Raw genomic sequence first — 24,970 nt, forward strand, 5'->3', positions numbered from 1 at the left:
TTACAGTGCTTCTGCGTCCATTTCACCGGTACGGATTCGTACTGCTTGGCTTAGGTCATATACAAAGATTTTCCCGTCGCCAATTTTTCCGGTGTGTGCCGCTTTGGTGATCGCTTCAATCACGTTGTCGACATTGTCGGCATGCGTTGCGATTTCCAATTTCACTTTCGGTAGAAAATCCACTTGGTACTCCGCACCGCGGTAAAGTTCGGTATGACCTTTCTGACGGCCAAAGCCTTTGACTTCTGATACCGTCATACCCTCAATACCGACTTCGGCAAGGGCTTCACGTACATCGTCCAATTTGAATGGTTTAACAATCGCATTTATTAATTTCATCGCATCCTCTCTGAGCTGAAGCTATCTTCCTTTTACTCAACATAATCCAAGGTGCGTGCCAGTTTTTTAACTCTTTGTTATATAAGGACTTACCTAATCTTGATTGAATAAAAACAAAAAGGGCGCACCAATAAGGTGCGCCCTTTTCACAAAAATAAAGCAAGCCATCAATTTCGGTGCAACGCCAAAACTTATCGGCTAACGAACAACTGCCACTGAGCGATCAATTGCTGAAAGTCTTCCAGACCACAGCTTGCGACGCTTTCACACTCATACAGTTCGAACTCGCTGTCTTCATCCTGTTCGTAACCGTGCAGCAACGCATTGTCTTGCACCGTGACCTCGTCGCCACAAATCATCAAACTGATCTCGCGGCCCAACAGAGTGAACTCTTTGGCTGGGCTAGCTATTGCTGAGTCAATCAACGCAGTCACTTGAGCGATGTTCTCTTGCTGCTTGCCGATTTCTTCTTGCAGCCAACGGCCGACAATTTCGTGGTCCATGGAGCAATGGCAATAGTAGCTGCCATCAAGGGTGTTTTTCTTAAATTCGTAATCCATGTTTTTCTCTATTGATAACGAGATCAGGTACTATTATCGATAATATTCTTCTAAGGCACCATTCTCTAGCATGAAACTGAACGAAGCGATTGCTCGACAGATCGTCGAGCGCACTATGAAGATCATCCCCTACTCTGTCAATGTTATGGATGAACAAGGACGAATCATAGGTTCGGGAGATCCTTCTCGCTTGCAGCAAAAGCATGAAGGCGCGGTTTTAGCCAGCGCCGAGCGTCGCGTGGTTGAAATCGACCAAGCCACCGCCGCGCATCTCAAAGGGGTCAAACCTGGGATCAATTTACCTATCGTGCACCACCAGCAAGTGCTTGGCGTGGTCGGTATTTCTGGTGAGCCCGCTCAAGTTCACCATTATGGTGAGTTGGTAAAAATGACCGCGGAGTTGATCGTCGAACAAGCGGAGTTGATGGAACAAGTGCAGTGGGATAAACGCCATCGAGAAGAATTGGTACTGCAGTTAATTTCTGCCGAAGAGAGTGATACTCAAAAGCTGTCGACTATCGCACAAAGACTTGATATCGATATCAATGAACCGCGCATCGCGACGATCATTAAGCTGACTCCACTGGGCGATAACACGCTGACCTTAGAGCACATGCAGCACCTTGTTCACTTACTCGAATACCCAGAGCGCAACAACCTTGTTGGTATCCTATCGGTGTCGGAACACGAAGTCGTGGTACTTAAGCCTGCATCTTTAACTGGAGAGGTATGGAATCCAGATAAAGAGCGCCAGCGTGTCAAAGCATTACTCAAGCGGATTAATAAAGAGGCAGGCTTTCGAGTCCGTGTCGCAGTAGGCGATTATTTTCCGGGTATTGATGGCCTAACCCGCTCATACCAAAGCGCCAAGACCACACTGCAGGTAACACGTAAGCTAAAAGGAACGATTTTCTTTTTTCACGACCACCAGCTGCCGGTGTTGCTCAGCGCAATGCAGTACCAAAACTGGCAACGAGAAAAGCTACTCACCCCTTTGTTGGAACTGCAACAGCATGACCGTCAAGGTCAGTTACAAAAGACCATCGAAGCATATTTGTTACTAAATTGTGATCCAGTTAAAACCTGCCAAGAGCTCCATATTCATCGCAACACGCTTCGCTATCGACTTGAGAAGATTAACGAACTTACCTCAATAGATATCAATAAGTTAGAAGATAAAATCCACTTATATTTAGCATTAAAATTGCACTAATTTAAATCACCAAATTGTCACTTTGCACAATTTAGCCAGCAACTAAACGTTTAACTTTGTACATTTGCACAATTCAATTTGTCTCAAATCCACGATAATGCGCCTAGCTAGACAGAAATAGACAAGATAACAAACACCTCTGATTAGCTAGATAACCGCCGAGCCGACAAGCTCGGTCAACATACTTACCGTCCCTAACCTTACTCGGAGTTTTCACATGGAGCTGATACTCATATTGTTGGCGGTGATTGGCTTTATCGTCATCGCTACCACCAAGTTTAAATTACACCCCTTCCTCGCCTTGATCAGTGCAGCGTTTATCGCGGCATTCGCTTACGGTTTACCAGCCGATAGTATCGCGAAAACCATCACAGGCGGTTTTGGCGGCATCTTAGGCTACATCGGTCTGGTGATTGTCTTAGGTACCATCATCGGTGTGATCTTGGAAAAAAGTGGCGCGGCTATCACAATGGCCGATAGCGTGATTCGCCTTTTAGGTGACCGCTTCCCAACCCTGACTATGACCATTATCGGCTACATCGTTTCTGTCCCTGTTTTCTGCGATTCTGGCTTTGTCATCCTAAACTCGCTGAAAGAGTCACTCTCTAAGCGTCTACGTACTTCAAGCGTTGCAATGAGTGTTGCACTGGCGACAGGTCTGTACGCAACGCACACGTTCGTACCACCAACACCAGGCCCAATCGCTGCGGCGGGTAACCTTGGTTTGGAATCAAACCTTGGCCTAGTGATTGGCGTCGGTATCTTCGTTGCGGCAACAGCGGCACTCGCGGGTATGTTGTGGGCGAACCGTTTTAAAAACGTAGAACCTGACAATATTGATGAAGAGCATCAAGAGCTAAGCCAAGACTGGCAAGCACTGAAAGAGTCATACGGCAAACTACCAACAGCGGGTCAGGCGTTTTCTCCAATCTTTGTGCCAATTCTATTTATCTGTTTAGGCTCAGTCGCGAAGTTCCCTTCTTACCCTCTGGGTCAAGGTGTTGTCTTCGACGTATTAGCTTTCTTAGGGCAACCACTGGTCGCACTGTTTATCGGCTTGCTACTATCGATTCGTCTCCTTAAATCAGACAACAAAGCAGAAGAGTTTGGTCAGCGTATCAGCCAAGGCATCACATCTGCAGCGCCTATCCTGCTAATCACAGGTGCTGGTGGTGCGTTTGGCGCAGTATTGAAAGCAACCGAACTAGGCACATACTTAGGTGAGACGTTGTCTGCCTTTGGTGTCGGTATCTTTATGCCATTCATCGTTGCGGCGGCACTGAAAACAGCGCAAGGTTCTTCAACGGTTGCTCTGGTTACCACATCTGCACTTGTCGCACCGATGCTGGCACAACTAGGCTTAGATACAGAAATGGGTCGTGTACTAACGGTAATGGCGATTGGTGCGGGTGCCATGACAGTATCGCACGCCAACGACAGCTTCTTCTGGGTGGTATCTCAATTTAGCCGCATGAGCGTAGGTCTTGCGTACCGTGCACAAACCGCTGCGACATTCGTTCAAGGTGTAACGGCAATGACGCTGGTTTACATCCTGAGCCTAGTTTTACTGTAAGAGAGATTTCATGAAGATAGTTATTGCACCTGATTCTTTTAAAGAAAGTCTGTCCGCAATGGAAGTGGCGACGTGTATCGAAAAAGGATTTAAACAAGTCTTTCCTCACGCAGACTACGTCAAAGTTCCGATGGCAGATGGTGGCGAAGGTACGGTGCAATCCCTAGTGGATGCAACGGGTGGCCGAATTGTCACTTGCCAAGTAACCGGTCCACTAGGGCAGCCTGTTGAAGGATTTTATGGTCTACTCGGTGACGGCGATACCGCCGTTATCGAAATGGCCGCGGCTTCGGGTTTGCATTTGGTGCCACCAGCCAACAGAAACCCGTTAATTACTACCTCATTCGGTACGGGGGAGTTGATTCAAGCGGCATTAGAGCAAAACGTAAAACGCATCATTGTAGGGTTAGGTGGCAGTGCCACTAACGATGCGGGTCTGGGCATGTTGCAAGCTTTGGGGGCTCAATGTACAGACGCACAAGGTTTTGCTTTACCTGCTGGCGGGGCTGCACTCAACAGCCTTACGGCAATTGACCTTTCAACGCTGGATGCTCGTCTTCAAAACACCGAACTCTTGGTCGCTTGTGATGTGGATAATCCGCTCTGTGGTACTCACGGCGCCTCTGCGGTATTTGGTCCGCAAAAAGGCGCTACAGCAGAAATGGTAGAAACCCTCGATAACGCGTTGAAGCAGTTTGCTAACGTGGTTAAGAGTGATCTCAATAAAGACATTCTTCAGTTATCTGGCGGTGGCGCGGCTGGTGGTATGGGTGCAGCTTTAGTCGGCGTGCTAAACGCTGAGCTTCAACCGGGTGTAGATATCGTTATCGAGGCGCTCAAACTCGATAACTTAGTGCAAGACGCGGATCTTGTGATCACCGGTGAAGGCCGTATCGACAGCCAAACAATTCATGGAAAAACACCTATCGGTGTCGCTCGTACCGCCAAGCGTTACGATAAGAAAGTTATCGCGATTGCGGGCTGTTTTACTCCTGACTATAGTGTGGTCCATGAACACGGTTTGGATGCAGTATTTGCTATCGTTAACCGCTCGGTTGACCTTGCCACGGCGCTGCAAGAAGCCGAGCTCAATCTTCAGCAAACGTCACGAAATATCGCCGCCTTGCTTAAACTCGCATAACCAAGCGTACCGTAAACCAATACAACAAAAGCCACTGAGTTCAGTGGCTTTTTTCTTGCCTTCAGTTTTCCTATAAATGCCTTGTTTGCCAACCTTTCATAGTATCCTCAGTCTGCTTAGACTATCAGCAGACAATAAAAAAGCCGCCGATTTTCATCGACGGCTTTAACGATTACCAGTTATCTAACTTGAGCTTATGCTGGCTCTTGGAAGATCACTGTGTCCGCTTTCTTAGTGTACTGATCCATCTTATGGAAGTTCAGGTAACGGTAAGTATCCGCTGCTGTCGCGTTGATCTTCGCCGCGAACTCCAAGTACTCTTCCTTAGTTGGAATACGGCCAAGAATTGCACCTACTGCCGCTAGCTCTGCAGAAGATAGGTAGACATTCGCACCAGTACCTAGACGGTTCGGGAAGTTACGCGTTGAAGTCGACATTACGGTCGCTTTGTCTGCTACGCGCGCTTGGTTACCCATACATAGCGAACATCCTGGCGTTTCGATACGAACACCAGCACGGCCGTAGATACCGTAGTAACCTTCTTCCGTTAGCTGGTCGCGGTCCATCTTAGTTGGCGGAGCCACCCATAGACGCGTATCCAGTGAACCACCCCATTGCTCAAGCAGTTTACCTGCTGCGCGGAAGTGACCGATGTTGGTCATACATGAACCGATGAATACTTCATCGATTTGTGTACCTTGAACTTCTGAAAGTAGACGTGCGTCATCAGGATCGTTTGGCGCACATAGGATTGGTTCGTTGATTTCCGCTAGGTCAATCTCGATCACGTGTGCGTATTCCGCATCCGCGTCCGCTTCCATTAGCTCTGGATTATCTAACCACTCTTGCATCGCCGTGATACGACGCTCGATAGTACGACGGTCGCCGTAACCTTCCGAGATCATCCACTTAAGCATAGTGATGTTCGAGTTTAGGTACTCTTCGATTGACTCTTGAGACAGTTTAACGGTACAACCTGCTGCTGAACGCTCTGCTGACGCATCTGAAAGTTCGAACGCTTGCTCAACCGTTAGGTGCTCAACACCTTCGATCTCTAGTACGCGACCAGAGAATTCGTTGATCTTACCCGCTTTCTCTACTGTCAGAAGACCTTGCTTGATGCCGTAGTAAGGGATTGCATGGACTAGGTCACGTAGCGTGATACCCGGCTGCATTTCACCTTTAAAGCGAACCAAGATTGACTCTGGCATATCCAGTGGCATAACGCCCGTTGCCGCTGCGAATGCAACCAGACCTGAACCTGCTGGGAATGAGATACCTAGTGGGAAACGAGTATGCGAGTCACCACCTGTACCTACAGTATCAGGCAATAGCATACGGTTTAGCCACGAGTGGATAACACCGTCACCCGGACGCAGAGAAACACCACCACGGTTCATGATGAAATCAGGCAATGTATGGTGAGTGTTCACGTCAACTGGTTTAGGGTATGCAGAAGTGTGACAGAAAGACTGCATCACTAGGTCTGCTGAGAAGCCAAGACACGCAAGGTCTTTAAGCTCATCACGCGTCATAGGACCCGTGGTATCCTGAGAACCAACCGTAGTCATCTTAGGCTCACAGTAAGTACCCGGACGAACACCTTCTACGCCACACGCTTTACCAACCATCTTCTGAGCAAGCGAGTAACCTTTGCCTGTATCAGCAACGTCACCTGGCTTACGGAAGATATCAGTAGGCTCTAGACCTAGAGACTGACGAGCTTTGTCTGTCAGACCACGACCGATGATCAATGGGATACGACCACCAGCACGTACTTCGTCGATCAGTACGTCTGTTTTTAGTTTGAACTGAGCCAAAGTTTCGCCAGTTTCGTGGTTACATACTTTGCCTTCAAATGGGTAAACGTCAATCACGTCGCCCATGTTCAACTTAGATACGTCAACTTCGATTGGTAGCGCACCCGCATCTTCCATGGTGTTAAAGAAGATAGGAGCAATCTTACCGCCCAGTACATAACCGCCTGCGCGTTTGTTTGGTACGTTAGGGATATCATCACCCATGAACCAAAGCACTGAGTTGGTTGCAGATTTACGAGAAGAACCCGTACCAACTACGTCACCAACATAAACTAGCTGATGACCTTTCGCTTGTAGCTCTTCGATCTGTTTGATTGGACCGATGCTACCAGGCTGGTCTGGGTTGATACCTTCACGCTCGTTCTTAAGCATCGCAAGTGCGTGAACTGGGATATCAGGACGAGACCATGCATCTGGTGCTGGAGACAGGTCATCGGTGTTAGTCTCACCTGTCACCTTGAATACTGTCAGAGTGATCTTTTCTTGTAGCTGAGGTTTAGATAGGAACCATTCCGCATCAGCCCAAGATTGTAGAACTTGTTGTGCAAACGCGTTACCTGCTTTCGCTTTCTCTTCCACATCGTAGAAAGCATCAAACATAAGCAGAGTATGAGATAGCGCTTTTGCAGCGATTGCTGCTAGTGCATCGTCATCCAATAGATCGACTAATGGCGCGATGTTGTAACCACCTTGCATTGTACCTAGCAGTTGTGCCGCTTTTTCACGGCTGACTAACGGAGAAGAGACTTCGCCTTTTGCTACTGCAGTCAGGAAACCGGCTTTAACATACGCAGCTTCATCTACACCAGGTGGAATACGGTTCTCTAGAAGATCAAGAAGAAACTCTTCTTCACCTTGAGGGGGATTTTTAAGAAGTTCCACAAGGCCTGCAACTTGCTCGGCATCTAGTGGTTTAGGAACAACTCCTTCAGCAGCACGCTCTTCGACGTGTTTACGGTAGGCTTCAAGCACGACTTTTTCCTCTCATTGCGGCTCCTCCCCTTTATTGCTATTTATTCAAAGAATAAGGGAGTGAGCATCCTTGGAAACTTGGCTCTCCTTGCCATATTTTTCATTCAATTTGAGTGAGAAACAGCGCCAGAGAGGCCAAACTGTGGGCAGTAGAATAGCAAATTTAACCTATAATTAAAATCTCATCATTTTGACCAACATAGCAACTTAAGACTAAAGTTTTATGATTTTCACCCACTTATCATGACGATTCCCGCTAGGTAAGAATAGTAACCCAGTCACGAGAATCGCGTCTTATCACTTAAATGTGGTGCCGATGATCAAGTAAATCGAATCGTAGCGTTGTTCAGTACGACCATAACCAAACATGATTGGGCCAATCGGAGAATCAATTCCGGCAAACACTGAACCCGCGGCGTATAACGGCGCTTCGTTCAAAGTAATATCCGGATCAGACCAGACACCACCGTACTCAATCGAGCCGCCTAAATAGAATGGTGACGTAAACAAGCCAAAGTCGTTATCGAACCATTTATAGCGATAGATTAAGCTACCAAAGACTTTGTTGCTGCCGATTAGGCTGTTTCTTGGAATGCCGGACAGATGAAGAAATCCACCAATCGAGCGAGGATCAATAGGCACCGAAGACTCTTCGTTCTCCACCATGCCCACATCCATATTTGCGACCAAAGTATGGCGAGAAAAGCTGCGCGCCGCTTTCAACTTTGCGCCTAACTCATAAGATATGTCGTCGCTGTCCTCGTCCTCGATATCCCCCGAACTGCTGCTTCGGTCACGCGACATAAGATAGTTGAGATTAAAATAGACGCCCTTGGTCGGCAGCATAAAGTTATCCAAGGTATCGATGCGGTAATTGATAAAAGCACCGAGTCTGTCGTAATTAACATCCCCCAAAGTTGGTAACGTAGAAAACGCACCTCGACCATCGGTGTACCGGATCCCGACTTTTAACTCTTCCCACAGGGTTCGCTGGTAACCAAACGCTAACTCAGTTTCCCATTCGGTATAGGATACGGGTAAGAAATCTTTCGACGCACTGAGACTGGTGCCATCAAACCCTGACACAGGGGCGTTACGGCTATTGTCGCCATAGGAGAGTCCTAACGTCATGAAGGTTTTCTGCCCTGAAAAGAACGGACTGTATAGCTCACCTTCAATCAGCTTATCGGTGCCCATTTCCAGATTGGTACGAAATTCAGCACCGTGGCTGTTCAGGTCGGTAAAGTTGGTCGAAATACCAATAGAATATTGGCTATCGGTATCGAAATCGTCTTCTAGGAAGAATCGAAAGTTAACGTAGTTCGGCCCCCAAGACTTCTCGTTGACGTCCACAATCAGCGTATCTTGCCCATCAACTTCTGCATAGCGGTAAGTAATCAACTCAAAACGGTCCAATGCGTATAAGTCTAGGACGCTTTTTTCCGCTTCCGCTGCGGTGTAGATATTGCCAGCTTCTAGGTTAAGACGGTTTTCCAACAAGGTATCGGTATAGTGGGTATTGTTGTTGATGATGACTTTGTCGACTTCAATCTCATCCCCGTAACGTAACTTACGACGCGCATCTTCCTTCGCATCGATATAGTGCTGGTACTCAGCACTCGACAAGCTGTAGCGTTGCAAAAGCGCTCGGTTCTGCATCGCGATTTGATAACCTTTGTCAAAGGCTTCCGGCATACGATTAAACTCGGTCGTCTCCATATCCGCGACGTTTGGGCGCAGGAATACATCTTGATCGGTTAAGTGCTCGGCTTGGCGCGACGTACTGCTACGGACAAGATAATTAGAGAGCTGGTCCGCGACGGTAAACAAGGTGGTAAAGTCTTCCTCACCTTTGTACGCGGTACTGATATCCACGGCGATCACTACGTCTGCACCCAGTTCACGCGCAACATCGACGGGCATATTATTCGTCACACCGCCATCCACCAGCATACGCCCGTTGAGGCGATACGGTGGCAGTGCGCCTGGCACTGACATACTCGCCATCATCGCATCGACGAGATAACCGTCGCCAATTACCACAGGTTCTAACTCAACAATGTCGGTCGCGACAGAGCGATAAGGGATAGCGAGTTCATCAAATGAAGCGAAAGGTGGCAAGTTACCCGTCGTTTCACGCAGGATACGCAGCATGCCTTGGCCTTGTACAATGCCTTTGGAACCACGTACCTCGCCCCAGCGCAGACCTAAATCGGTAGTCAATTGATAACGGTCTTCGTATTCTTTGTCTCGAACACGACGGTCACCGCGGTTCACCCTGTCGCGATAACCGCTGTTCCAATCTACGGTATCGACAAAGCTTTCAATTTCATCCGCGCTCAGGCCAGTCGCGTACATCCCTCCGACGTACGCGCCCATACTTGTGCCAGTGATGTAGTCGACTGGGACTCGCAATTCTTCAAGCGCCTTTAGCACGCCGATGTGCGCTGCACCTTTTGCGCCACCGCCAGCCAATACCACGGCTACTTTTTTACGTGGAGGCTGCTCTGGTGATTCTTGTTGTTCGCTGGCTGACACTTTGTGGGTGACCAATGCGGTGCACGCCAACATCAACCCAAGCAATTTATACATCCCAGAATTCCTTTCTTATTATATTAGGGCGTGTTGACCTTTCGTGGTTAAATTTTGTTCGAGATAAAAGCGTTTTAATCGCGGCGAGAGGTTTGCCGCCTAGTATTCTAAGCAAAATACCTCTCAACAAAGAGTAAAACGCTTTTAGCCGAACCCTTTGGGCAGCGTTTGTGGCTCCTTTCTACTGCGTTATCGGCTTATCAGGTAGAGTAACTACATTTCAAAGCCTCTGCCTTGTATAAAGAATCCACAAACTGCTGCAAAATCATCTCGAAAGGTCAACACGCCCTAGTGCCGATACACACCTGTTTCACGCGCTGATTCTTTTGACTCGCTTTACCAAGTAAACAGTTTCTTTATCCACTCAACGGGTTGGTTCTCACAGTGCTGCTTAAACTCCCCATTGATATCCCAAACTGGCAACTTAAATGAGCTATGACAACTCAAGGCTAATTCACCTTGGCTTGATTGCTTAAAGCCCACCGTACTGATCCCTTTTGGCCAAGGTAGGGTTAGTTTTTCTGGGATTCGATGCTTGAGATAATCGGCATAGACTCTCAGGGCACCACTCGCGCCAGTCAACTTGGTCGACTTATTGTCATCACGACCCAACCAAATCGTCGTCACCTCACGGCCGTCCACGCCGACAAACCAGCTATCACGGGTATCATTGCTGGTGCCGGTTTTACCCGCCAGTGCTGCCCAACCAAATTGTTGATTGAGGTAACGTCCGGTGCCTTCAAGCACGCCGCGTTTCATCGCGTAAGTCGTGAGCCAAGCCGCTTGTTGATCAACACTTTGATGAACTTTAGGTAACGATTGATACAGGACGTTGCCCTCTAGGTCAACGACTGAACGTAACGCTGATAACTCGGCTTTGCGCCCTGAGTTGGTGATGGTTTGATACATCTGCGCAACTTGGAACGGTGTTAGGGTAAAAGATCCCAATAACATTGACGGTACTGGTTTGATCTCACTGCGATCCACACCGAGTTTTTCCAAGGTATTCATTACATTTGGAATACCAAGCTGCACACCCAATTGAACCGTTGGTACGTTGTAAGATTTCGCCAATGCCAGATACAGTGGCACGTCACCACGGTATTTACGGTCGTAGTTGCGCGGGGACCAAACCGAACCTTGGCTGCCTTTCAAACTAATAGGTTTATCTTGCAGTGTCGTCGCTAGGTTGTATTTTTCTGGCTGCTCCAATGCTGTCAAGTACACCGCTGGCTTGACTAGCGAACCGATTTGGCGGCTAGCATTCAATGCACGGTTAAATCCATCATAACCCGTACGCTTACCACCAACCATAGCGCGGATTTCACCCGAGTGTCGGTCTACAGCGATCGCCGCGCCTTCCAACGATTTACCCGCGACTTTACTCAGTTCCGGGATTTTCTTCGCGATGGCATTTTCCAACTCTTGTTGTGATACCGGATCGAGCGAGGTGAAGACTCTCAGTCCTTTCTCAGCCTGAAACGCTTCGCCCACTTTCTCTTTCAATTCGATCTGCAGCTGCTGGAAATAGGCTGGCTGCCTACTGGCAATTTGCGGGTTATCTTGAATATCCAGCGGACGACTCGCCGCCATGTCATACTCACTTGCAGTAAGCAAGTTTTGCTGCATCATCAGACGCAGAACTAAATCACGACGTTCTCTCGCACGTTCAGGGTAACGCACCGGGTTGTAATAAGACGGGCCTTTCACCATTCCGACCAGTAACGCAAGTTGGTCGATGCGCAGCTCTTGCACCGGCTGACCAAAATACAAGCGCGACGCCAAACCAAATCCATGAATCGCTTCACCGCGGCTCTGGCCTAAGTAGACTTCGTTTAAGTAAGCTTCGAGAATACGGTCTTTGCTGTATCGATAATCCAAAATCAGCGCAATGTAGGCTTCACGGAGCTTACGCCACAAGGTGCGGTCACTGGATAGGAACAAGTTTTTAGCTAATTGCTGGGTCAAGGTGCTGCCGCCTTGGACAGTGCGTCCGGCCTTGACGTTTGCCACCATGGCGCGGGCAATCGCAAACGGCGATACGCCATCGTGTTGATAAAAATCGCGGTCTTCGGTGACCAGCAAAGCATCAACCATCACTTCTGGGAATTGGTCGCGGCGCAAGAACAGACGCTGCTCATCCTGATTCTTCTCTAACATGCCCAACATCTTAGGCTCAATTCGCAAATAGCCTAAGTCACCTTTCTTATCCAACGACTGGATACGCTGCAAACCACTTTGGTTAAAGTGCAGCATGATACGACGGTCAGGTTCAGGGCCATCGGTAAACTCAAACGGACGACGGATAAGCTCAATCTTACTCGACGACGAAGAGTATTCACCAGCGTAGCGCGGCTGACGTACTTTACGGTAGTTCAAAACGTCGAGCTCATTGCGCACTTCCTGAATGGAAATCGAATCGCCCGGAGCAAGGTTTAGAATCCTTGCATACACCACGGTTGGTAGCGAGAACAGTTGCCCATCGAAGCGCTGGCGAACGACGCTGTCTAGGTAAATACCGACAAACAATAAAATTGCGAAGCCAGCCAATCCGACTTTCCAGCCGATACTCCAAAGCTTCTTCAACCACACACGTTGGTTAGACTTGTTTGGTGAACGTTTTGGCGATTTGGTCGTACGTTTACGAGCGGGCTTTTTAGCGGTTGTCGCTTTCTTCGTTTTATTGCCCGTTGTGGTCGTTTTTTTGGTCATGAATTCAACTGTCGCTTAGTCTTGTTAGTAGCCACATGGCTAGCAGGATCGTCTGGCCAAACATGCTTGGGATAGCGGCCTTTCATCTCTTTTTGCACTTCCTTGTAAGCGCCGCTCCAGAAACTGGCGAGGTCACGAGTCACCTGCAGCGGTCGTTGCGCCGGAGACAATAGCTCCAACACCAATGTTTTTCTTCCTTGTGCAATCGTCGGAGAGCTCTGCTCACCAAAGACCTCTTGCATGCGGACAGATAAAATAGGTTCCTGCCCTTGTTGATAACGGATCTTTTTATTTGATCCGGTCGGCACCTGATAATGCGTCGGTAACCACTGGTCGATCTCTTGGTTGAGCGGCCAACCAATGTACGCCATCAAAGCTTGGTTAAGCTCGACCTTGCTCAGCCCTTTCACGGAGTTGATCCCGTTTAAATAAGGCTCAAGCCATAGGGTTAAATTGTCCACCAGCGCGTCGTCATCCAGACTCGGCCAGTCATACTCAGGTAACCAATCTTTTGCGCAACGCAGGCGCTCGAGTGTTTCAAGGCTATGCGTTGTCCAATTTAATACCGAAAGCCCTTTGCGGCGAATGAAATTGAGTAAAGCTTCGGTCATTTTTTCGCTAGACGGTTCAGGCAGCGACTGCCTTGAGACCACCAGACGACCAATGCTCATCTGGCGCTCGGCAACCAATCGGCCTTTCGCTTCATCCCAATCCACCACTTCTTGTTCGACAAACAGATTTGGGCAGTGCTGCTGCAAACTGGCGATGTCAAGTTCGGCCGCCTGATAAATCATCGATGAATCTGACTTGCTGCGCATCAAGTCGACAGCGACCAGATAATCGCTTGCGGCAAGTTTCTCCTCGGCAGCGATTTCCGCACCGTGGCCGTTAGCCAGTAAAAAACGTCCTTGCTGATTTCCGCGTCGCTGCGCGATACGGTCAGGAAAGCCCATCGCCAGCAAGACGGGAACTAACCCTTCATCGACGTCACTCAGGGAAAACGATGCAGCGAGCTTTTTACTCAGTATCTGCGCGCGTTGTTGTACCACTTTCTGTTTGCTGTGCTTTGAGTGGATCGCGCGGTGGACACTATGGGTAAAATCGACGATGTGTCGTTCCGGTTCTTCGAGTAGTGCAACAACCAATGCCGCCGTACTCGCGTATACACCACTTTTCGCGCCAGCCAGTATCGCGGCACTGCGCGGTTCGACGCCCAGCTCAGCGGCGAGCTTACCCGCCGAGGTTAACTGAAGCTGGTTATCCATCAGATTAAGCGCAATCAGCAGTGAACGCGCTTGGTTCAGTGCGCTGCTTGGCGGGGTATCTAACCATTTAAGCTCGTTGGCATCTTGAGCGCCCCACTGCGCGAGTTCCAACGCCAAGCTTGCCAAATCCGAATGAAGAATTTCTGCCTCAGGCACTTCAACTTGTTGTTTGAGTTGGCTTTCACTAAAAAGGCGCAAACAAATACCCGGTTCGATACGTCCTGCTCGCCCTGCTCTTTGTTCGGCAGAAGATTGTGCGATACGCACCTGCTCTAAACGTGTTACACCACTTTTCAGGTCAAACTTCGCCACTCGCTCCAAGCCAGAATCGACCACCAAACGAATTCCTTCGATGGTCAAGGAAGTCTCGGCAATGTTGGTGGCAAGCACCACTTTTCTTTTACCCGCTGGCGCAGGCTGGATGGCCGCTTGTTGTTCGGCAAAACTCAACTGCCCGTATAAAGGACACACTTGAATGTCGGCAGATAGATGGGTGAGTCGATCTTGAACGCGCTTAATCGCCGCAACGCCAGGTAGAAAGGCCAGCAAAGAGCCGCTTTCTTTTGTCATTAGGCTTTCGATCTGACGGCTCATGCTTTCTTCAAACCGTTCATTGGTTTTCAACGGCTGATAACGAAACTCCACCGGAAAACTACGCCCGTTTGATTCAATGTATTGCGCCTCAGGTAGTAACTGACATAGCGCACGCTGGTCTAAAGTGGCAGACATCACCACCAACTTTAAATCGTCACGTAAGGCATCTTGGATCTCGAGACAAAACGCTAACGCAGTGTCAGCGTGGATGCTACGTTCATGGAATTCATCAAAAATAACCAGCTCTACACCTTGTAGCTCAGGGTCAGACTGCAGCATTCTCGTGAGAATTCCTTCGGTCACAATTTCTAGTTTGGTCTTAGCACTGACTTTCGTTTCCCCACGAACTCGGTAACCGATTCGCTCACCGACAGGCTCGCCCAACTGCTGCGCTAGATAGCGGGCAATATTGCGCGCGGCCAAGCGCCTTGGTTCAAGCATGATGATTTTGCCGCTGACGATACCCTGTTCGACGAGCTTTAGCGGGAAGTGAGTAGATTTACCGGCGCCAGGTGCGGCTTTGAGCACAACCTGGCTAGCGGAGCGGACAGCAGAAAGCAGCTCTGGCATCACGCCTTCAATCGGCAATTGTGACAATGTAAAAACCTTGTGGTGTAATGATGCAAACATTGTACATAAATCCAGTATTAAATGAAGTTTGAACCTAGATTAGAAGCCGCTACGCTTGTTAAACGCTATAAACGCTTTTTGGCTGACATTACTTTGCCTGACGGCAGTGAACGCACCATTCATTGCGCAAATACCGGGGCGATGACCGGGTGTGCCGACGCAGGGAATACCGTGTGGTACTCCACCTCAGACAATCCAAAGCGCAAGTATCCAAACAGTTGGGAACTGAGTGAAACGGCCGCTGGTCATAAAATCTGCATAAATACTGCGCGCGCAAACCAACTTGCGGTCGAAGCGATAGAGTCAGGCGTGATTGAAGAGTTGCAAGGATATGATCAACTTCAAACAGAAGTTAAATATGGCAGTGAAAATAGCCGGATTGATATCTTGCTCAACTCAAAAAGCCGACCAAACTGTTATATAGAAGTTAAAAGCGTCACCCTTTTGGATGATCACGTCGAGGGACAGGGATATTTCCCCGACGCTGTGACGACTCGTGGACAAAAGCACCTACGAGAACTCTCAGAAGTGAGACAAAATGGTGACAGAGCCGTACTTTTATTCACTGTTTTACACTCGGGCATTGAAAAAGTATCTGCCGCGCACCATATAGACGCGAAATATTCACAATTACTGAAAACGGCACTGGAACAAGGGGTGGAAGTACTCTGCTATAAAGCAGAACTTTCCGACACTGAAATGAGGCTAGTGAAAGCGATAGAATTTATCGATTAACGATAAAAGTGATGTCGTCTTCACATTGACAACAAGTTTACAATTCAGAGTTTGCCTCGATTAGTTCTTTTTGCTATAGATACCCGCCTTAAAATTAACTGCTGAGTGCAGTTGACTAGGTGTTAGTAGGAGATGCTGCATGCCAGAATCAAAGAAAAAAGCGCTAGGCATCCTAGCCATTGCAGGGGTTGAGCCATATCAGGAAAAACCAGGTGAAGAGTACATGTCACCTGAGCAAATGGCTCATTTTACAAAAATTTTGACAGCTTGGCGTAACCAGCTCAGGGAAGAAGTCGAACGTACTGTTCACCATATGCAGGACGAAGCAGCAAATTTCCCAGATCCAGTTGACCGTGCTTCGCAGGAAGAAGAATTTAGCCTTGAACTTCGTAACCGTGACCGTGAGCGTCGCCTAATCAAGAAGATCGAGAAAACCCTAGATAAAATCGAAGACGACGATTTCGGCTTCTGTGAATCTTGTGGTATCGAAATTGGTATTCGCCGTCTAGAGGCGCGTCCTACTGCTGACCTTTGTATCGACTGTAAAACACTTGCAGAGATCAAAGAGAAACAGATGCAAGGTTAATCACCAGATTGTCTGTATTGAGAAAGGGAGCTTTGGCTCCCTTTTTGGTTTAAAGAGAAACACGAAATCGTTATGAGTTACATTGGTCGCTTTGCCCCATCCCCTTCAGGTCCACTTCATTTTGGTTCTTTAGTCGCCGCACTAGGCAGCTACTTTCAAGCCAAAGCGAACAATGGCAAATGGTTGGTGCGCATCGAAGACTTAGACCCACCACGGGAAATGCCAGGCGCGTCATCCTTGATTCTCAACACCCTAGATGCGTATCAACTGCATTGGGACGGCGAAGTGGTCTACCAAAGCCAGCGACACGGCCTGTATCAAGAACAAATTGACGCTTGGTTGGCGTCCGGTCAGGCGTATTACTGCCAATGTACTCGCAAGCAGATTAAAGCTAGCGGTGGCTTTTATACTGGTACTTGCCGCGATTTAGGCTTGAACAACAGCTCACACTGCGCGATTCGATTGAAGATGACTCACCCGGTATATCACTTTGATGACCGCAAACACGGCCAACTCACCATACCAAAAGCTCTGGCAGATGAAGATTTCATTATAAAACGCAGAGATGGGTTATATGCGTACAACCTTGCGGTAGTATTGGACGATATCGACCAAGGCATCACCGAGGTCGTACGTGGCGCGGACCTTATTGAACCAACAGGCCGGCAGATAAGCTTGTATAACATGCTTGGGCAAACGCCTGTCAGCTATCTGCACTTGCCACTGGCACTCGATAGCAACGGACACAAATTGTCCAAACAGAATCACGCCCCGGCGATCGATAACTCGAATCCAAAGCCTGCATTACTGGACGCGATGCGCTTCCTTGGTTTTGCAATGAGCACCGATATCGAGCAATCAGATATTTCAGAAATCATCGCTTGGGGAGTAAAAACATGGCAGATAAAGCAACTATCAGACTCGATCGAAATCACACCGCGATTCTCAAACAGCTCTCTGTAAGCTATTATTAGCCGCAAATTCGCCCTAATAGGCACAAATTAGCCTGAAGCAAGGTTGGTTTTCACCACATTATTGCCAGAAGCACATGAATAAAAACGACTATACACCAAGCGAAACAAACAGTTATCCAGAGCTAGCTCTGAATGTCATAACTCGCCAAGAGCATAATATCTCTCGCAAGCAAATCAGCGATAATGCATTGAAGGTGCTATACAGACTTCATGGTGCAGGCTTTGACGCATACCTCGTCGGCGGCGGGGTACGTGACCTGCTCCTTGGTCAGCAGCCGAAAGATTTCGATATCGCGACCAATGCCACCCCTGAGCAAATTCGTCAGTTGTTTAAAAACTGTCGCCTGATCGGCCGCCGTTTCCGTCTCGCTCACATCATGTTTGGCCGCGACATCATCGAAGTGGCGACCTTCCGTGGTCACCACCAAGAGCCGAGCAAAAACGTCGCTCAGCAATCCAAAGAAGGCATGCTGCTGCGTGACAATGTTTACGGCAGTATCGATGAAGATGCCGAGCGTCGTGACTTCACCGTAAACTCGATGTACTACAGCATTGCCGACTACTCCATCCACGACTACGCACGCGGCATGGAAGACCTAGACGACAAATTGGTACGTCTGATCGGTGATCCAGAAACACGTTACCGCGAAGATCCTGTGCGTATGCTGCGTGCGGTTCGCTTTGCGGTGAAACTCGACTTCGATATCGAAGAAGATACGGCGGCGCCAATCGAAGAGATGGCAACGTTGCTGAGAGATATTCCACCAGCGCGTCTCTACGAAGAGTCTCTGAAAATGCTGCAATCGGGTCACGGTTTAGAAACCTACCACCTGATGCGCGAATACAACTTGTTCCAGCAGCTGTTCCCGACTATCTCTGAGTTCTTTACCGAAGATTACTCGTCGCACACCGAACAGATGTTAGATCTGGTTCTGGATGCGACTGACCAGCGCATTGAAGAAGGCAAGCGCATCAACCCAGCGTTTATGTTTGCGGCGATGCTTTGGTACCCACTGCAAGCGAAAGCCGAGTGGTTGATGGAAAAACGCGACCTGTCGTACTACGACGCAATTATGGAAGCGAGCAACCACGTACTGGACGAACAAGTCCGTACTATCGCGATTCCACGCCGTCACACCGCGACGATCCGCGAAATCTGGCAGTTGCAGTTGCGTATGCCTCGTCGTAACGGCAAACGAGCGTTCCGCTTAATGGAACTCAACAAGTTCCGTGCGGGCTTTGATTTCCTCGAAATGCGCGGCGAAATCGAAGGTGGCGAAACAGCCGCACTCGCGAAATGGTGGAACACATTCCAATCAGCAGGGCGCAACATGCGTCAAGCGATGGTAGCGGATGTTGATGGTGGCTCTCCGAGCTCCGGCGCACCGAAAAAACGTCGTCGTAAAAACTTCCGTAAAAATAAGCCTAAGGCGACATCATGATCACGGTATTTATTGCGGTAGGGAGTAACCTTGCCGATCCCGTTGGTCAGGCCAAAAATGCGATCCAAGCACTGCGCAAACTTCCGAAATCGGAATTTGTGAAGAGCTCGAGCCTTTACAGCAGCACGCCAATGGGACCGCAAGACCAACCGGATTACATTAACGCCGTGGTCGAAATCAAAACAGAATTAACGCCACTTGAACTGCTCGACTGCACCCAAGCGATCGAGTTAGAGCAAGGGCGCGTCCGTAAAGAAGAACGCTGGGGCCCAAGAACCTTAGATCTCGATATCATTCTTTACGGCAATGAGGTGATCGATTCCGAGCGTCTTATCGTTCCCCACTATGGAATGAAAGAGCGTGAATTTGTGCTCTACCCGCTCGCGGAAATCGCACCAAATTTAACCCTCCCATGCGGGAGCAGGCTAGAAGACTTGTTAACTGTCGTAGATAAGAATGGCCTGAATATTTGGCAATCATAGCCAACTCCTTAAAAGGAAAAATCATGAAAAAAATTACCATAAACGACCTAATGAAATGGAAGCAGGAAGGTCGTAAATTTGCTACTTCTACCGCTTATGATGCGAGTTTTGCCCAGCTGTTTGAGAGCCAGGAAATGCCGGTTCTTTTAGTCGGAGACTCTTTAGGCATGGTTCTACAAGGAACCCGTGACACATTGCCTGTCACTGTAGAAGATATTGCTTACCATACACGCTGCGTTCGAGCAGGTAGCCCAAACTGTTTGCTGATGGCTGACATGCCATTTATGAGCTACGCGACGCCAGAGCAAGCTTGTGAAAGCGCCGCTCAACTTATGCGTGCTGGCGCAAACATGGTAAAAATTGAAGGTGGCGACTGGTTAGTCGACACAGTAAAAATGCTGACGGAGCGCGCAGTCCCTGTCTGTGCCCACTTAGGCCTAACACCGCAATCGGTGAACATTTTCGGCGGCTTCAAAGTTCAAGGTCGTGAGCAAGACAAAGCAGACCGTATGGTACGTGACGCTCTGGCGCTACAAGAAGCCGGCGCGCAGATCATTCTGCTGGAGTGTGTTCCGCAAGAACTCGCGGCGCGCATTACCGAAGTGTGTGATGTACCGGTCATCGGTATCGGCGCGGGTAACGTCACCGACGGTCAAATTCTCGTGATGCACGATATGTTCGGCATCTCAGCTAACTACATGCCTAAGTTCTCAAAAGATTTCCTAGCGGAAACTGGTGATATGCGCAAAGCTGTTGCTAAGTATAAAGCGGATGTCGAAAGCGGCGCTTTCCCAGACGAATCCCATACTATTGCCTGAGGAGCTAGTTATCATGCAGACTTTTGCTGACATTGCCGCGCTTCGCGAGCAAATAAAACAGTACAAGCGTGACGGTCGTAAGATCGCTTTTGTACCGACTATGGGTAACTTGCACGAAGGTCACCTGACGCTGGTACGTAAAGCACGCGAGCACGCCGACGTCGTGGTGGTAAGCATCTTTGTCAACCCAATGCAGTTTGACCGTGCTGACGATCTCAATAACTACCCACGCACGTTGGAAGACGATCTGGCGAAGTTGAGCGGCGAAGCGGTTGAGCTAGTGTTTACCCCGACACCAGAAATCATGTACCCAGAAGGTTTGGACAAACAGACCTACGTTGAAGTGCCAGTATTATCGGGCATCTTGGAAGGGGCGTCTCGTCCGGGTCACTTCCGTGGTGTCTCTACGATTGTGACAAAGCTGTTTAACATCGTTCAACCAGATGTGGCTTGCTTCGGTGAGAAAGACTTCCAGCAACTCGCGATTATTCGCAAGATGACTGAAGACCTAGCGATGGATATCGAAATCATTGGAGTGCCAACCGTGCGTGAAATGGACGGTTTGGCGATGAGTTCTCGTAATGGTCTGCTGACTCTGGATGAGCGTCAACGCGCGCCTGTATTGGCTCGCACCATGCGATGGATCAGCAGTGCAATGCGCGGCGGCCGCGATGATTACGATTCGATCATTGAAGACGCAAGCGACCAGCTAAGAGCAGCGGGTTTACATCCGGATGAAATCTTTATCCGTGATGCGCGTACCCTGCAAGCGATCACCACAGAGACGACTCAAGCGGTGATCCTAATGTCTGCTTTCTTGGGTAAAGCCCGTCTGATCGACAATCAAGTGGTTGAAATGACGGTTGAATCGAAAGATGAAGACAGCAGTTCAGCCGATGCTGAAACCAGCGAATAAGTCTGAGAGACAAAAAAGGGTTGGCAATGCCAACCCTTTTTAATTCTGCCGCGCTTATGAACGAAGGCCAATCCCGCGGGTAACCAAGTAGTGCGCAATTGCGTAAAGAGCGATAACAAATACACCTAGCACGCCAAACGAGGTAACGATACCCACGTCTGAAACCCCGAGAAAACCGTAACGGAACGCGTTCACCATGTACACAATCGGGTTGATTTTCGACACACCTTGCCAGAACTCAGGCAACAAACTGATCGAGTAAAACACCCCACCGAGATAGGTCAATGGCGTTAACACGAAGGTCGGAATAATCGAGATATCGTCAAACGTTTTGGCGTAAACCGCGTTAATAAGCCCGCCTAGAGCAAACACGACCGACGTCATAAACACCGTCGCCACAATAATGCCCCAGTGTTCCACTTGCAGGTCAACAAACAATAACGACACACAGGTAACGATCGCGCCAACCAATAGGCCACGCGTCACCCCACCCATCACGTAGCCCGCAATGATCACGTAATTTGGCACTGGTGCCACTAACAATTCTTCAATGTTTTTCTGCAGCTTAGCGCTGAAAAACGACGAAGCCACGTTCGAGTACGAGTTGGTGATCACCGACATCATGATAAGGCCCGGAACGATGTATTCCATGTAGCTAAAGCCGTTCATTTCACCGATTCGCGAACCAATCAGGTTACCGAAAATAATGAAATAGAGCGTCATAGTGATCGCTGGCGGAACTAAGGTCTGCACCCAGATACGGGTAAAGCGAGTGACTTCTTTATTTAATAGGCTACAAAATGCAGTCCAATACAAACGGTACATCTACTTGCTCCCCTCTCTGACAATACTGACGAACAACTCTTCTAAACGGTTGGCTTTGTTACGCATCGACAGAACTCTAATGCCCTGCTCGCTGAGTTGAGCAAAAATGTCATTTAGACCTTTGGTCTTCTCGATTTCGATCTCCAGCGATCCTGAATCCATTTTCTGCGCAACCACACCTTCTAAAGTTGGTTCCGGTGAGCCGTCTTCTAGGTCGAGGATAAAGGTTTCGACTTGCAGCTTACTGAGCAGGTTCTTCATCGTGGTGTTTTCAATCAACTCACCTTTGTTGATGATGCCGATGTTGCGACACAGCATTTCAGCTTCTTCTAGGTAGTGAGTGGTGAGAATAATGGTAATCCCCTGCTGGTTGATCTCTTTGAGGAACTGCCACATTGAGCGGCGCAGTTCGATATCGACCCCAGCAGTAGGTTCATCAAGGATCAGCAATTGTGGCTCATGCATCAAGGCACGCGCGATCATCAATCGACGCTTCATACCGCCGGATAGATTTCTTGAACGTTCGCTACGTTTTTCCCAAAGATCGAGCTTTTTAAGATACTTTTCTGCTCTTTGTTTCGCAAGAGGCTTAGGCACACCGTAGTAACCCGCTTGCTGCAGAACGATCTGCTCAACCGTTTCAAACTGGTTAAAGTTGAATTCTTGTGGCACGAGACCGAGATTCTGCTTCGCCAATTCCAGTTCTTTATCGATGTCATGACCAAACACGGTTACCTTGCCCGAAGTTTTGTTCACCAACGAAGAAATCACTCCGATCGTGGTCGACTTACCTGCCCCGTTAGGGCCTAGCAAAGCGTAGAAATCTCCTTTTTCAACGTTTAAGCTCACTCCTTTTAGCGCTTCAAAACCGCCGGCATAAGTTTTGCGGAGCTGTTCAATTTCTAGTGCGTACATACTCTTTCTTATTGTGCTGAGTCGTGAATGGCGATTAGTCTATCGTTAGGCAAAGTTGATTACAATTAAACCTTTCCATTTTTTTAGAAATATTGATATTTCACTTCTCGCAAAGATCATCTTCGCGATAAATCGCGGATAATAAAACGCCCCAGCAAAGCTGAGGCGCAGTAGTAAAACTAAGCGGTAATAAGCTTAAACGGCTTGGTATTGTTGCTCGTCGCTATCTACGTGTTTGATCGCGGCTTTCAGCGCTTCATACCTAAACTTATACACGTTGTCATTCGGTACGAGGTCGACAACGTGGAATTTTTCCAGTTGCTGACGAGTGTTTTCGTTTGGACACAATAAGTAGACCTGACAGTTTGCATCAAGCGCGTCTTTGATGGCGTTTTCTAGCGCCAGACCAACAGTGACATCAATCATCGGCACGTCGGTTAAATCAAGGATCATCACTTCGTAATCCGAAATACTAGTGTGCTGACGAGAGATCGCTTTCGATACACTGAAAATCATCGGCCCTGACAGATAGAAGAACAGTACCTTACTTCTTGCTCTATCGAGTAACGCCCTTTCACTGTCAGTTAGCGGCACGTCATCGTCATCGGCGTCACTGATCGCTTTGACTTGGCGTGCCTGTTCACGGCTAAGACGCTCAATCACGATAACGTTAGAGATAAAGACCCCAAGGCCGACCGCGACGATCAGGTCAACAAACACCGTCAATAACATCACGCCGTACATGATCACCATGCCCTGCACGCTGACTTTGTGTGCTCGCTGGATAAAACTCCAATCCAGAATGTTAAAGCCAACATAGACAGCAATACCCGCCAGCACCGCCATTGGGATAGGTTCGGTCAAACCGCCTGCGACCAGTACCACCAACGCTAATACCAGCGCGCGAATTACCCCAGACAACGGCGAACGCGCACCAACCTGAATATTGGTTACCGTTCCCATGGTCGCCCCCGCACCTGGCAACGCACCGAACAGACCCGAAATCATGTTCGCTAAACCTTGACCGCGCAGTTCTTTGTCGGAGTCGTGTTCTTTACGCGTCAGAGAGTCACCAATGACTGCGGTCAAAAGCGTATCGATACATCCCAACGTACCAAGTACCAAGGCGTCAATCACCATCTCGGTAAACATTTCCGCGTTGATATGTGGAACAACCAAGCTTGGCAAGCCTGCCGGGATCTCACCAATACGGCGAATGGACTCAGAATCAAATAGGATTACCGACAGCAGCGTAACCGCGACCAACGCAACCAACTGAGCTGGGACATACTTGCGATACTGTTGAGGGAAAAAGAACAGGATGCCCAGTGTCAGCGCGCCAAGAAATAACTCGCTGAACTTCATATTGGCCACGGTATCCGGCAACGCGGTCAAGGTACCAACCACACCACCCGCGGGTGCAGCGTGACCAAGTAGTGGTGATAACTGCAAGATAATCAAGATAACGCCGATTCCCGACATAAAGCCGGATATCACGCTATATGGCATCAAAGTGATGTATTTTCCTAGCTTAAGCGTACCAATCAAGATCTGGAACGCGCCCGCCATCATCACCACGGTGAACGTCATAGCTATACCACTTTCTGGGTACTTCGCCACCATACTGGTTAGTACTGCGGTCATGATCACCGTCATAGGACCGGTCGGCTCTGAAATAAGGGTATTGGAACCGCCAAACAGCGAGGCAAACAAGCCCACCATTATCGCGCCCCATAAACCCGCTTCCGCTCCAGCGCCTGAAGCAACACCAAATGCTAGTGCAAGCGGCAAAGAGATAATCGCGGTGGTGACACCACCAAATACATCCCCTTTGAGGTTGATATCATCAAAACGACTTCCGAACAC

The 24,970-nt window shown here is 48.8% G+C and carries 19 protein-coding genes; 10 read left to right on the forward strand and 9 right to left on the reverse strand.

Annotation, left to right across the window (positions count from 1 at the left end):
* Both glnK and AKJ31_RS08565 read right to left on the reverse strand, forming a co-directional pair.
* Positions 1-339 (reverse strand): P-II family nitrogen regulator, encoded by a 339-nt coding sequence (gene glnK, locus AKJ31_RS08560; protein ID WP_053408689.1) that lies wholly within the window; start codon positions 337-339, stop codon positions 1-3.
* A 191-nt stretch (positions 340-530) separates the two neighbouring features.
* Positions 531-899: a YacL family protein gene (locus AKJ31_RS08565; RefSeq protein ID WP_053408690.1), complete on the reverse strand. Its 369-nt coding sequence runs from the start codon at positions 897-899 to the stop codon at positions 531-533.
* Positions 900-969: 70 nt separating this feature from the next.
* Here AKJ31_RS08565 and AKJ31_RS08570 point away from each other — a divergent pair, with 70 nt between their 5' ends.
* The 3 genes from AKJ31_RS08570 to AKJ31_RS08580 all read left to right on the forward strand — a co-directional run bounded on the left by AKJ31_RS08570 (position 970) and on the right by AKJ31_RS08580 (position 4,826).
* On the forward strand, positions 970-2,112 hold the full coding sequence (locus tag AKJ31_RS08570) for a sugar diacid recognition domain-containing protein (RefSeq protein ID WP_053408691.1): 1,143 nt from the start codon (positions 970-972) through the stop codon (positions 2,110-2,112).
* Positions 2,113-2,329: 217 nt separating this feature from the next.
* Complete coding sequence (locus tag AKJ31_RS08575; RefSeq protein WP_053408692.1) at positions 2,330-3,685, forward strand: GntP family permease; 1,356 nt, start codon at positions 2,330-2,332, stop codon at positions 3,683-3,685.
* A 10-nt stretch (positions 3,686-3,695) separates the two neighbouring features.
* A complete protein-coding gene (locus tag AKJ31_RS08580) occupies positions 3,696-4,826 on the forward strand; it encodes a glycerate kinase (RefSeq protein ID WP_053408693.1) in 1,131 nt (376 codons plus the stop codon).
* A gap of 194 nt (positions 4,827-5,020) precedes the next feature.
* Here the strand turns inward: AKJ31_RS08580 and acnB are convergent, their stop codons facing one another.
* From acnB to hrpB, 4 genes are all read right to left on the reverse strand, one after another.
* Positions 5,021-7,618, reverse strand: coding sequence for a bifunctional aconitate hydratase 2/2-methylisocitrate dehydratase (gene acnB, locus AKJ31_RS08585; protein ID WP_053408694.1), 2,598 nt, complete (start codon positions 7,616-7,618; stop codon positions 5,021-5,023).
* Positions 7,619-7,915: 297 nt separating this feature from the next.
* A complete protein-coding gene (locus tag AKJ31_RS08590; protein ID WP_053408695.1) occupies positions 7,916-10,210 on the reverse strand; it encodes a patatin-like phospholipase family protein in 2,295 nt (764 codons plus the stop codon).
* Positions 10,211-10,546: 336 nt separating this feature from the next.
* Positions 10,547-12,922: a penicillin-binding protein 1B gene (gene mrcB, locus AKJ31_RS08595; protein WP_053408696.1), complete on the reverse strand. Its 2,376-nt coding sequence runs from the start codon at positions 12,920-12,922 to the stop codon at positions 10,547-10,549.
* Positions 12,919-15,378, reverse strand: coding sequence for an ATP-dependent helicase HrpB (gene hrpB / locus AKJ31_RS08600; protein WP_053408839.1), 2,460 nt, complete (start codon positions 15,376-15,378; stop codon positions 12,919-12,921). Before hrpB ends, mrcB begins: the two co-directional genes overlap by 4 nt.
* Positions 15,379-15,432: 54 nt before the next feature.
* On the opposite strand from hrpB, the gene sfsA reads away from it, so the two are divergent.
* The 7 genes from sfsA to panC all read left to right on the forward strand — a co-directional run bounded on the left by sfsA (position 15,433) and on the right by panC (position 21,364).
* Entirely contained in the window at positions 15,433-16,146 is a 714-nt protein-coding gene (sfsA, locus tag AKJ31_RS08605) for a DNA/RNA nuclease SfsA (protein WP_053408697.1), read from the forward strand.
* Between the two features lie 139 nt (positions 16,147-16,285).
* A complete protein-coding gene (gene dksA / locus AKJ31_RS08610; protein WP_053408698.1) occupies positions 16,286-16,732 on the forward strand; it encodes an RNA polymerase-binding protein DksA in 447 nt (148 codons plus the stop codon).
* Positions 16,733-16,804: 72 nt separating this feature from the next.
* The gene (gene gluQRS / locus AKJ31_RS08615; protein WP_053408699.1) at positions 16,805-17,695 is read left to right on the forward strand and encodes a tRNA glutamyl-Q(34) synthetase GluQRS; all 891 of its coding nucleotides are present in this window, start codon (positions 16,805-16,807) and stop codon (positions 17,693-17,695) included.
* Positions 17,696-17,780: 85 nt separating this feature from the next.
* Complete coding sequence (pcnB, locus tag AKJ31_RS08620; RefSeq protein ID WP_053408700.1) at positions 17,781-19,148, forward strand: polynucleotide adenylyltransferase PcnB; 1,368 nt, start codon at positions 17,781-17,783, stop codon at positions 19,146-19,148.
* The gene (gene folK / locus AKJ31_RS08625) at positions 19,145-19,630 is read left to right on the forward strand and encodes a 2-amino-4-hydroxy-6-hydroxymethyldihydropteridine diphosphokinase (RefSeq protein WP_053408701.1); all 486 of its coding nucleotides are present in this window, start codon (positions 19,145-19,147) and stop codon (positions 19,628-19,630) included. The genes pcnB and folK overlap by 4 nt, the downstream gene beginning before the upstream one ends.
* 23 nt (positions 19,631-19,653) lie before the next feature.
* Positions 19,654-20,448, forward strand: coding sequence for a 3-methyl-2-oxobutanoate hydroxymethyltransferase (gene panB / locus AKJ31_RS08630; protein ID WP_053408702.1), 795 nt, complete (start codon positions 19,654-19,656; stop codon positions 20,446-20,448).
* A gap of 13 nt (positions 20,449-20,461) precedes the next feature.
* The gene (panC, locus tag AKJ31_RS08635) at positions 20,462-21,364 is read left to right on the forward strand and encodes a pantoate--beta-alanine ligase (RefSeq protein ID WP_053408703.1); all 903 of its coding nucleotides are present in this window, start codon (positions 20,462-20,464) and stop codon (positions 21,362-21,364) included.
* Between the two features lie 54 nt (positions 21,365-21,418).
* On the opposite strand, the gene AKJ31_RS08640 is transcribed toward panC, so the two are convergent.
* The 3 genes from AKJ31_RS08640 to AKJ31_RS08650 all read right to left on the reverse strand — a co-directional run bounded on the left by AKJ31_RS08640 (position 21,419) and on the right by AKJ31_RS08650 (position 24,970).
* Positions 21,419-22,189 carry an ABC transporter permease gene (locus AKJ31_RS08640; protein ID WP_053408704.1) on the reverse strand — a complete coding sequence of 257 codons (771 nt, stop codon included), beginning with the start codon at positions 22,187-22,189 and terminating at the stop codon, positions 21,419-21,421.
* A complete protein-coding gene (locus AKJ31_RS08645; protein ID WP_053408705.1) occupies positions 22,190-23,104 on the reverse strand; it encodes an ABC transporter ATP-binding protein in 915 nt (304 codons plus the stop codon).
* Between the two features lie 195 nt (positions 23,105-23,299).
* Positions 23,300-24,970, reverse strand: a complete 1,671-nt coding sequence (locus AKJ31_RS08650) for a SulP family inorganic anion transporter (RefSeq protein WP_053408706.1) — start codon at positions 24,968-24,970, stop codon at positions 23,300-23,302.

Origin of the sequence: Vibrio hepatarius (assembly GCF_001274785.1) — a bacterium.
Taxonomy (GTDB): domain Bacteria; phylum Pseudomonadota; class Gammaproteobacteria; order Enterobacterales; family Vibrionaceae; genus Vibrio; species Vibrio hepatarius.